This is a genomic window from Candidatus Methanodesulfokora washburnensis, assembly GCF_003947435.1.
In the GTDB taxonomy this organism is placed as follows: domain Archaea; phylum Korarchaeota; class Korarchaeia; order Korarchaeales; family Korarchaeaceae; genus Methanodesulfokora; species Methanodesulfokora washburnensis.
Map to the genome: position 1 here is coordinate 1 of NZ_RCOS01000150.1, position 10,820 is coordinate 10,820.

Consider the following 10,820-nt stretch of genomic DNA (forward strand, 5'->3'; position numbering starts at 1 on the left):
CTCCAGCCATTCATACTTCATCTTGAACCTGTGAAACTCCTCTATCTCCTGGAAGGTAACGAGGGCAATAGCATTTTCTTCAACCAGCTCATGAAGGGATCCTCTGAGATGCTTCTTTTTTTACATCCTCTATCTGCTCTGGTGATGATATCAGAAAAACTGTGGAGCCCCATCTGTCCCATGCATCCTTAAGCTTTAGAAGAGCGCTTTCAACGCTTCCTCTAACCTGAACCTCGAAGACACAACGAGGTCCCTCTCTTGGAGGCCTATGCCAGACTACATCGTACTCAGATCTGTCCACCCTCCACTTCTTCTCGGGCTGGTACCCTATCATCTCCCCTATCTCATATATGTACTGGACTATTTTGTCATGCTCATCCTCCACAACTTCTGCCCTTGGTTTCTTCTCAGAAATTCTGTATTTCTCCTCAAGAAGACTAAGAACACCTTCGGGATTTCTCACCCTTGTGAATCCATTCACGACATATTTCTCATGATAACCGGCTGCTCTGTTCAACTGATCCAGCGGAATATCCACCTCCTCTGTTTTAGATAGGAATATGAGGTAGGGCCATGTCTCTCCATCTCTTGCATCCCTTCCCCACACAATCTCAGCTATCCTTCTTGCTTCATTCAGCTGTTCCTCTGACTCCTTCAAGGGATAGGTGAAAGCTACATCCCCCCTGAAGATAAACTTGCCCCCACTGTAGAAGAGAATAATATCCCCTTCCTTAACATTCTTCCACTTGTTTTTGATAGACTGCTTGACAGCCCACATTTTGATAGGAGGCCTTATTTTCCCAATTAATCTGATAAGATTCTGTTTCTTTGGGTTTATTTCCTCAAGAGAAACTCCTTCCTCTATACTTCTTCGTATATGAGCTGCAAGACCTGGAGCTAGAAATACATTGGGCATTGATAATAAACGGGGCAGAACTCGGAAAAACTTTTCGGCAAATTATTGAGACCTTATTATGCTCTCATACTCCTGCTTTGTCAGGTACTTCCCTCCCACTGTTATGAACCTCTTCGGCTTCACTGCCTTCTCATACTTCCTTATGTTCTCAAGCTCCAAAACCAGAAATGTCACATCCCTGCCTGAACCTCCCTTTTTCCTGTCCTTTAAGGGCCTTGAGTAGCTTCTTGCCTCCTCTCTTGTTATGAAAACCCTCTCTCCATATTTCCTGTATATGTCATCGAGCTTCATCATCTCGATCCTTTTTATTGTAGCTTCTCCCACAATGCCCCTTATCTCGTGGGATGAGTAGAAAAGGATCTTTTGTCCCGGCTTGAGCTGCTTGAAGCATGTTGGGTGCTTTATGAACACATCCTTGCCGGTAAATATCCTCTGCAACAGATTGGAGGGCACAGGGTATATCACACCCATGATCTCGCTCAATATAACACCCAGATTTTTAGTGGGAAGAAAAATAAATAATTTATCTTCTCTGAGTATTAAGAACAGGAAGCTGAAAGCAATCACTTTAGACTATTTATAGCAAACGGTATAATACACAATCATAATTTGCTTGGAGGAGTGTGAAAAGTTTCTTAAAAGAAAAAGGTTTTAGTCTGTTCTCTGGCAAAATTATGCGAAGTATGAAAATGGGTGATCCAGCGGATGGATATGCAAGTGGATGTCGACAAGGTTCTGGCAGAACTTAAGGCCATTGCTGCTGAAGCTAAAAACGAGGAGGAATTTAAGATAAATGCGGAGAGAGTTCTTTATAATGAAGTCATATCCAAGCTGGGTCTCCAGCCAGGGAGATTTGAGTACACTTTTGTATCAGGAGGGAGGGCTGATGCTCTCTATGGTCACCTTATAATAGAGTATAAGGCTCCAGGAAAGCTTTCCAGACCGCAGGATATAGCCAGTGCTAAGGAGCAGCTGATAGGTTATATAAAGAAGGAAGCTGAGGTGGAGGGGAGGTATAAGCTCTTTCTAGGTGTTATACTTTGCGACAGGATAGCCTTCGTCAGGTATGACCCAAAGACCAAGGACTGGTTGCTGAGAGGTCCATATGATCTCAACAGGGAATCCATACTGAGGCTGATTGAGGCAATAAGGGGACTCAGAAGGAAGAAATTGCGCACAGAGGAGTTGCTGGAGGACTTTGGTCCTAAAAGTGCCACAACGAGAAAGGCAGTTAAAGTCCTCTACAACAAGCTTTTAACAAGCAAAAATCCAAAGGTAGAGGCACTGTTTAACGATTGGAAAAGGGTATTCTCACAGGTATGTGCATACAGCCCGGATAAGCTGAAAGGGCTGGAGGCGGAGTATGAAGTAAGCAATCCAGTGAACTACGATGCCTTACTGTTCTCCATACACACGTACTATGCCTTCTTCATGAAGCTATTGGCGGCTGAGATCGCCTACTTGTACGGAGCGGGTAGGTTCCTGAAGTCTTATGTAGCTGAACTGGAGGATGCTTACATTAAAGGACTGGATTTTCTCAAGAGCTCATTGACAGAGCTGGAAAGCGGAGGAATATTCAGGAATCTTCTGAACATAACAAACTTCATAGAGGGAGACTACTTCTCATGGTATCTGGAGGAGCTAGATAAGGAACTGGCAGATGCATTGTGCGATGTAGCAAAGAAACTATCCGATTATGAGCCCGCCACGCCTGTTTTAGAGCCTGAGCTCACAAGGGACATGCTGAAAAGGCTGTATCAAAACCTAGTTCCGAGGAAGATAAGGCATGATTTGGGGGAGTATTACACTCCTGACTGGCTTGCGGAGCTTGTCTTGGATGAAGTTGAATTAACTCTGGAAAACTTTGAGAAGCTGGCGAAGGAGAGAGGAGATAATTTAGCCCCTCTGAGCCTCAGGATACTGGATCCAGCATGTGGTTCAGGAACATTCTTGGTTCTTGCTATAAAGAGGCTAAAGGAGTACGCTGAGGAGCACTACCTGAGGGATATAACGCCGAATTACATCTTTAAGAACGTTGTTGGGTTCGATCTTAATCCACTGGCTGTGCTGGCAGCAAGGACAAACTACCTGCTGGTCATGGCAGATATGCTGAGTTATGCAAAGGGTCCAGTGGAGATTCCAGTTTATCTTGCGGATTCCCTCCTAGTGGAGGCTAAATCCACACTTAAAGGTGAGATGTATGTCATCAGGACTTATGTAGAGGAGTTTGAGCTACCCAGATCAATAGTAGAGAGAGGGTTGTTGAATAAACTGCTTGAGGCTATAGATAGGTATGTAAGGCTGAAATATAAGCCGGAGGAGTTCAAACAAATAGCTGAGAGGGAAATCGGGCTGAGCGGAGAGGAGCTTGATGATGTAAAAGAGCTTTATGGAAAGTTCCTGAGGCTTGAGGAGGAGAAGAAAAATCATGTGTGGGTCTCGGTGATAAGGAATGCCTTTGCTCCCCTTGTTCTAACCTCACAGGAGAAATTCGATTATGTAATCGGCAATCCACCTTGGATAAACTGGGAGAATCTGCCCGAGTTTTACAGAAACAGCACCAAACAGTTGTGGGATGATTATGGATTGCTCAAGCGGACCAAAGGAGCAGCACTGGGTAAAGTGAAAAAGGACATAGCGATGCTTTTTGCTGCCAGATGCTTGGATAGATTCACGAAGGATGGTGGGAGACTTTCCTTTTTGGTCCCATTCACAGTTTACAAGACTCAAGCAGGTGCTGGATTCAGGGAATTTCTGGCAAGTGGAACGATGAGGGGAAAAATAAGATGTCCATGCAAAGTCCTGAAAATACACGATCTAGTAACCCTCTATCCATTCGAAGGTGCAGTCAACAGAACCTCGCTGGTAGTCATCGAGAAGTCTGAAGGAACTAAGTTTCCTGTTGATTGTGTGATATGGCACAACCCAAGAAGTGGAGGAGTCGATCAAGAGGCTGAACTTGAGGAAGTTAAGAGAACAACTAAGCAATTTAACATGAAGTTTCTCCCGATAGAGAAAGATAAGCCTGGAAGCCCTTGGATGCAGATAACTGATAAAGCTTATGAAGGGATAAAGAAAGTGATCGGGAGTAGCCCTTGGTATAGGGCTCACGCTGGAGTTTATACAGGATTAAACCAAGTTTACTGGATAAAGATAACTTCTGAGCTTCCAGATGGTCTGCTCATCACAAATCCACCACTGCCTGGACAGAAGAAAACAGTAAAACAGGTAGAGCAAATCGTGGAAAAGGAATTGGTCTATCCATTGATAAGGGGAAGGGATGTTAAGAGGTGGTATGTTGCTGGAGACTATGGATGGATAATAATTCCACATGATCCCGAGACTGGAGATCCTATTAAAGAGAGTGAGATAAAAATCAATTTTCCTAAAGCCTACGGCTATTTCAGCAATTTTAAGAAAGAGCTAGAGAGTAGATCTATCCATAAGCTCTGGGGTAAGGGAAATCCGTTCTACTCTGTCTATGATATTGGAGATTATACTTTTTATCCATATAAAGTTGTTTGGAAGAGAATCGCTGGAGCTATCACAGGTAAAGCTATAAGTTTTGCTTCAGCCGTTTTAGAACCTGTTAAGGCAGAATTTCTTGGAAACAGGCCAGTAATTCTTAATGATTCTCTAATTCTTATTCCTTTTAAAGATGAGGAGGAGGCATATTATGTTACAGGAGTTTTAAATTCATCAATAGCTCTATTAACAATTGCATCCTATACTTATGAGCTTAGGCAAGAAACGCATATTACACAATATATTAAAATTCCAGAATTCGACTCTAAAAATTCCCTTCATGAAAGACTCTCTCAACTTTCACGTAAGGCCCATGAAATAGCAAAGAAAATCTACGAGGAAAATAGAGAAGATCTGAAAGAGGATTTAAGTAAGATTGAGGAGGAAATAGATAAGACTGTTGCTCAACTTCACGGGATTACTGACGAGGAGCTAGATGAAATCAGAAAATGCTTGGCAGTCCTGAAAGAGGGTGAGATTCCCGAGGAAGAGGAGGAAATTACTGAGGAGCCTGAGGAAATTAAGGTGGACTTTTTGAACACTGTAGTAAAGCCAAATGCAATCGGAGTGGTAGAGATCTCCGTTATAAATCCCTTAAAAGACAAGCTGGTAATTGAGGTTGGGCCGCCATCCATCCCAGCAAAGCTTGAGACTAGTAAAGAGGAGGATAAGTTCCATATCAAGATTCAACCGTTAGAGGCCGGGGAGTATGAGGTTCCATACAAGGTGATCACATCAAAGGGAGTTGTTGAGGGTAAATTCACCCTTTATGTTAGAGAGGAGGAAAGGCGCAGGACCAGAGATCTCCTCTCCTCCAAGATCGACGAGCTTCTGGACGAAGAAACTTGAATGACTTCTCCTAAAGCGGAGGGATAAAGTTTATGGGTAATCAAGGGATGGATCCGGGGCTGCCACATGGCAACAGAGCTATTCAATAAGGTGAAGAGGGTTTTCGGGGATCTGGCCACAGATAAGAGAGTTGCAAACAGACAGGAGCTTTTCATGCTGCCAAGGTATGTGAGCGAGTATCTTGCCTCTCAGTTCATGGAGAAATATGGGGATGAGTATCTTCCGCATCTTTCCAAGTTTGTCAGCAAGTACTATCACGAGCCAAGGGAGAGGGACAAGGTGCTCTCGGATTTGATGCAGCTTGGAAGGCTCACGCTAATAGAGGAGGTGAAGGTCGAGACCGATATTGAACTCGGAACTTACAGAGCACATCTCCAGAATCTCAACATAAGGGACTGCATGGTGGATCTGAACGTTGTGGCAAGAAACGAGAACCTCCTCATGACGGGCATGTGGGGCCTAGTATCCGTGGTATATTCCCCCGATAGCGCTCCAGAGGGAATGACTCCCATTTTAATACAGGAGTTCATCCCGTTCCAGTGTCCCACAAGGGACATAAAGCCATTTCAGGAGGCAAGGGATGAGTTCACATTTGAGGAATGGCTTGATGTTCTGATAAATACCGTAGGGTTGAACCACGAACGGTACAGTCTGAGGCAAAAACTCGTCTTCCTGACCAGATTGCTGCCCCTCATTGAGTGCAATGTAAACCTTATGGAGTTCGGTCCAAAACAGACCGGGAAAACCTATCTCTACAGGAACGTCTCCTACAACACTAGGATATTCTCCGGCGGAAACATAAGCCCTGCAACTCTGTTCTACAATATCGCAAGAAGAACTCTGGGAGAACTTGCATTGAAGGATGCGATAATAATGGATGAGATAAGCAAGGTAAAATTCTCCAATCCTGATGAGATGATAGGAAAGCTTGCTGACTACATGGAGAGCGGGCATTATGAAAGAGGGCCTAAAAGGGCGGTCAGCACAGCTTCCTTAATGTTCATGGGTAACGTAAAGGTGGAGGCCGGAGAGGGAAAGTACACTCCGGTTGAGGAGTTCACCTATGTCCTGCCTGAGGACATGAGGAAGAAGGATCCAGAGAAAATCATAGACAGGGTTTTTGGACTGGTTCCTGGATGGGAGCTTCCGAAAATAAGCATGTCAGCGTTGCATCTCTCAAGGGGATACGGAATAGCATCCGACTATTTCTGCGAGGTTTTGCATGAAATGAGAAAGATCAACTATTCACATATAATAGATCAAGAGGTCGAGCTTATAGGAAGTTACACGATAAGGGATGAAAGGGCTGTTAAGAAAATAGGGGAAGGTCTGCTGAAGTTGCTGGCCCCCAGCGGTAATGTGAGCAGGAGCGAGCTAAAAGCCATAATGGATATTGCGGTGGAGTACAGGAATAAGGTATGTGACTGGCTTCACATACTTTCTCCAGGGGAGTTTCCGAAGAAGAAACTCGAATATAGGTTGAAGTAGTCCAGAATAAGAATGGAAAAGCAGATCTAGTCTGTGCTCTCTAAAAACTGCTAAAGGGTTATTTTAGCTGATCATCTTCAGGTTTCAGGGAGAATAGGGCATTAAGATTCAGTCATTTAATTAATTACATAGCTAATTGCAGATGACAAAACATAAATATAGCAACTATCTTTTTTCTTGGGTAGTAGGTATGGAGATAAAGCATCCTGAATCGGATAATGCCCGAAGGGTAATAAGTAGGATACTAAGCGAAGCTAAACGTCATATCAATAGAACTAGTCCAGAAGATAACTTATTAACTTTAATCTATGCATCGAGCTATATTATAACAACAGCTAGCTCGCTGGTAGCGGAACTTACTTCAGTAGCAGAGAAGGGTGCCATATGTATAGTGAGGACAATGGCTCCAAGTGCTTTTGGGGGAGCTATAGGAGAATTGCAGAGAAAAGCTGTAGATGAATTACGAAGGAAGTGCTATGTAGCTCTACATGGCAAAAAAGGGCGGGAGATTACATTATACAACTTTATAAATCATGCAAAATTTTTGCTTTATTATCACATATGCTCTGACGGATACATTTACCGCCAGAAATTCTATGGATCGACTAACTTTACAGTTAGAGGATTGGCAAGGTCTGACCAGCTTGGGAATTATGAGGAATTCTACTGTTCAAGACTGGAAAGAAGGCCAGAACTTACATCGAGAGATATGTATTTCATAAAGGAGGCAATAGATACTCTGGAGCATAAGAACAAACTGTACACTGACCCTCAATACCTACAGCAATACACAAGCGCCCACTTACAAAAAATGAGAGAGAAACTCGAGAGCATCCGGAGCAAGGCGTTGGGAACAACGTTAGGCGAACTTTTCCAGCTATATGTGGAATCATCTCTCCTGTACTTCTCTTCGCTTGCTTTTCTGGAGGATATTCCTGGAAAAAGGATAACAATGGGAATTCTAAAAGAGCTTCCTAAGCCAGAATCTTTACTGGATATCTTTGAGCTTGAGGTACTGGCACCTACAGGTGAGAAAGAAGCTGAGAGTATAGCAGAAATTCTCGGGTTAGAAAAAGAAGATATCAGAAAAAGAATAGAGGAACTTACGAATAATATTGAATTTTGTTATGGTATGATAAGAAAATACATATATAGCATAAAAGAGATTCATGAAGCAAAGGAGCTCGGTAAGATCCTTGATTCTATCGAGCAGGAGTTTCTGAGCGTGTAGTCGAGTATGGGGGAATCTTGCTTAAAAAACTTCTAGAATTAATGAAATATAAAAGAAGCGGAAACAGGTGGAAGATCTATTATTGAGGGATGATTTTTGCTATTACTATGATTTTAAAAGTAAAAATAGATAACAGAATTATAATGAGGCTAAAACAAAAACAAGGAATCTTCACTTCAAGGCTTATCAATCAAAGCTTGAGATACACTCCTGCTTGAACTCGCATTTCCTGCACTTCCAGCTTGCAGGCATTTTCGGGGCTTTATTCTCCCTTACAGCTTCCCTGAATTTCTCAAGTGTTGTTCTTGCATTTTCCTCATCCGCAGCCTCTGTCCAGGTGAGCATCTCACCCGTTTCCCTTAGATATATCTGGACTCTTTTCAGAGGTCTCCTGAAGAAATGGGCATATAAATCGGCTTGAGTGAATGCAACAGGCTTCATATAGTTCAGCAGAAACTTATCCTTTGTCGTCTTAAACTCATAGACGAAACTGTCCGTTATCCCATCTGGCACTCCTGCGACCATGAAATCCCTCCATCTGAAAGCCCATCTGATCGTGGGATATTGCTCTGCTATCCTGTAATGGGCCCTTATACCCTCCCTTTTAGCCTCAGTGTCTCCTTCCATCAGCGCAAGAAGATCCACTTCCTCATCAGATATCTCCTGAAGATCCTCGGATTTTATCTTCAGAACATGTTCAATGTCCTCCCACTTAAGTTCCGGAAGCCTGGGAACTATATCCTCCAGAGATCTGCTTTCCACGGGCAGATACTCGAGGATCATCGAATATTCTATTCTGTCGGAAAGATGTGCCAGAAAGAATTCGGGTTCCATCTTCTTGTTTGCCAGAATGCTCTTTCTGGCGCACCACCACCATGATGCGGTATCAGCCATTCCTATGTAGTAAAGGTCAGATGGCGACAGACCTGCCTCCCTCTTTTCCTCATTAAGAACCTCTATGGCCAGTTTTAAAGCCCTCGGATCTAGAAATATCTCATCCACCAATCTGGCTATCAGGTTAAGATTCTCCTTTTTCATGTCATCCTCACCGGAGCCGAATCATAAAAATTTGCTTCCTTTATATTACTCTTCTGGTAGGGGAAAAGAAAGAGATTATGCTTTTATGAAGCCGCTATTTCCAGTTTCATCCTGATTTAACGTGTTAACTTCCACTTTCATTCGAAGAATTCCGTGTCCGCAAAGAGATGTTCAGACAAATAATCTTGAGCTTTGATTCAGGCTTCATCTCAAGGAAATCTTGTACGGTATCCGTGGAAATATATATTATATCTGGGTTTAATTTTTAAGATAAGATTTATAAATTTCCCTGTTTCTGTAAAGCCCAAGAAGGTGAGACCTCATTGAAAGGATCACTAAAGCGTGCATCCAGTGAAAGAAATGCAAACAGATCAGGAAGGAGAATAGTTTTTCGGATGTTCCATGCAAAACCGGTCACAATATACGGCGTAAGAGGGAGGAAAGGATGAGAGTCTTGGATCTTTTCTCGGGCATGGGGGGACTGGCACTGGGATTCAAACGTGCAGGATTCAGAGTAACTGGAGTGGATATTCTGCCGGCCGCGGTAAAAACATACAAGCATAACGTAGGGGATTGTCTTCGGATGGATCTTTCAAGGAAGGTTGTTGACGGGAGATATGATATCATTATCGGAGGCCCGCCCTGCAGGCCTTGGTCCTCAATAAATCTGAAGAAACGCGGGGAAATCCATCCGGATTACGGGCTTCTTTCCAGATTTTTCCTGCACATCAGGAAAATAAAACCGGATGCATTTCTTCTGGAGAATGTGGTTCCGCTCAGAAAAGATAATCTGTTTCTGAAGGAGCTGAATTCCCTCAGAAATGATCTGGGATACTCTGTGGAATTTTCAACCGTTATTTACTCTAAATTTGGAGCGGCAACAAAAAGGAGAAGACTCATAACGGTTGGAATCAGGCATGGCAGTGCAGAGCTTTTCTTTCAGAAGCTTGAACAGTATTCCGGAACACCCAAAACCGTCAGACAGGCACTGAGGCCTCTTACCGATCCTCAGCAGGATCCGGATCACGTGTGGCCCCAGCTTAGGACAATAGATAAATATATTTATAAGTACAGAACAGGAAAGTACGGCTGGTACATACTGAGATGGGATGAGCCTGCACCGTCCTTCGGGAATGTTATGAAGACATATATCCTGCATCCGGATTCCTTCAACGGCGGAGTTACAAGAGTAATCTCGGTGAAGGAGGCCCTCCTTATAATGGGATTCGATAGAGAGTTCTCATTTCCTAAGGGCATACCGATGAGTACAAGGTACCAGATGGTGGCAGATACCGTCAGCCCGTGCTTCTCCGAAGTGGCGGCACGAATTTTGATGTCACTTCTTGAGTAGGAAGCCTAAGATAGTTTATGTTGTTGAGTTTAAAAATTGGATTTCTTGGACTAGCAGGTATCTCATTCCGGGAAACTATCGTCGGAATGGCTTTCGGATATGATTGCCTGTGGACATTGCAGGAAAAGGATTCGGCCAGAAACACGACTTAGAATGGCGGGAGGTATGAAGACAAGATTTATTAACTTCCTCATGTAATTTATTCCTGCATATGGATCACGCCTTCCTGAGATTAGAGGTAGTAAAAAGGTTCTACTCAGATATACTCGGTCCCAGCAAGGGTGTAAGGGAGATCCTTGATGCCGATCCCAGAAGCAGGTATATCGCCGGGATACTGGTTCCTAAAGGATTCCGCGAGGAAAGAAATCCTGACAGCGAGGCCGAGATTCCGGAAAAAGGAACCGAGGAAGAAATTCCCTATT

9 protein-coding genes are annotated in these 10,820 nt (G+C 43.5%); 6 read left to right on the forward strand and 3 right to left on the reverse strand.

The annotated features are described in order from the left end of the window. Window positions 1–88 precede the first annotated feature (88 nt). Complete coding sequence (locus D6D85_RS13110) at window positions 89–916, reverse strand: hypothetical protein (protein WP_125672487.1); 828 nt, start codon at window positions 914–916, stop codon at window positions 89–91. Window positions 917–958: 42 nt separating this feature from the next. Beyond that, window positions 959–1,399, reverse strand: a complete 441-nt coding sequence (locus D6D85_RS13115) for a DUF365 domain-containing protein (protein ID WP_125672488.1) — start codon at window positions 1,397–1,399, stop codon at window positions 959–961. Window positions 1,400–1,621: 222 nt separating this feature from the next. Here D6D85_RS13115 and D6D85_RS13120 point away from each other — a divergent pair, with 222 nt between their 5' ends. The 3 genes from D6D85_RS13120 (at window position 1,622) to D6D85_RS13130 (ending at window position 8,009) form a co-directional block, all read left to right on the forward strand. Continuing rightward, entirely contained in the window at window positions 1,622–5,290 is a 3,669-nt protein-coding gene (locus D6D85_RS13120) for an Eco57I restriction-modification methylase domain-containing protein (RefSeq protein ID WP_125672489.1), read from the forward strand. A gap of 66 nt (window positions 5,291–5,356) precedes the next feature. Continuing rightward, window positions 5,357–6,778, forward strand: coding sequence for a BREX system Lon protease-like protein BrxL (gene brxL / locus D6D85_RS13125; protein WP_125672490.1), 1,422 nt, complete (start codon window positions 5,357–5,359; stop codon window positions 6,776–6,778). Window positions 6,779–6,968: 190 nt separating this feature from the next. Next, window positions 6,969–8,009, forward strand: coding sequence for a hypothetical protein (locus tag D6D85_RS13130; protein WP_125672491.1), 1,041 nt, complete (start codon window positions 6,969–6,971; stop codon window positions 8,007–8,009). 186 nt (window positions 8,010–8,195) lie between these two features. Here D6D85_RS13130 and D6D85_RS13135 read toward each other — a convergent pair whose 3' ends face one another. Beyond that, window positions 8,196–9,047 (reverse strand): hypothetical protein, encoded by an 852-nt coding sequence (locus D6D85_RS13135; RefSeq protein WP_125672492.1) that lies wholly within the window; start codon window positions 9,045–9,047, stop codon window positions 8,196–8,198. Window positions 9,048–9,370: 323 nt separating this feature from the next. On the opposite strand from D6D85_RS13135, the gene D6D85_RS17085 reads away from it, so the two are divergent. The 3 genes from D6D85_RS17085 to D6D85_RS13145 form a co-directional block, all read left to right on the forward strand. Then, entirely contained in the window at window positions 9,371–9,496 is a 126-nt protein-coding gene (locus tag D6D85_RS17085) for a hypothetical protein (RefSeq protein ID WP_272914445.1), read from the forward strand. Further along, window positions 9,493–10,398 carry a DNA cytosine methyltransferase gene (locus D6D85_RS13140; RefSeq protein ID WP_125672493.1) on the forward strand — a complete coding sequence of 302 codons (906 nt, stop codon included), beginning with the start codon at window positions 9,493–9,495 and terminating at the stop codon, window positions 10,396–10,398. Before D6D85_RS17085 ends, D6D85_RS13140 begins: the two co-directional genes overlap by 4 nt. Before the next feature lie 211 nt (window positions 10,399–10,609). After that, window positions 10,610–10,820 (forward strand): hypothetical protein (locus D6D85_RS13145; RefSeq protein ID WP_133308324.1); only part of this gene is annotated, 211 nt, incomplete at its 3' end.

Coding starts and splice junctions, on each gene's coding strand:
- D6D85_RS13110 (WP_125672487.1), bottom strand. CDS start 916: ATGCCCAATGTATTTCTAGCTCCAGGTCTTGCAGCTCATATACGAAGA.
- D6D85_RS13120 (WP_125672489.1), top strand. CDS start 1,622: ATGGATATGCAAGTGGATGTCGACAAGGTTCTGGCAGAACTTAAGGCC.
- brxL (WP_125672490.1), top strand. CDS start 5,357: ATGGCAACAGAGCTATTCAATAAGGTGAAGAGGGTTTTCGGGGATCTG.
- D6D85_RS13130 (WP_125672491.1), top strand. CDS start 6,969: ATGGAGATAAAGCATCCTGAATCGGATAATGCCCGAAGGGTAATAAGT.
- D6D85_RS13135 (WP_125672492.1), bottom strand. CDS start 9,047: ATGAAAAAGGAGAATCTTAACCTGATAGCCAGATTGGTGGATGAGATA.
- D6D85_RS13140 (WP_125672493.1), top strand. CDS start 9,493: ATGAGAGTCTTGGATCTTTTCTCGGGCATGGGGGGACTGGCACTGGGA.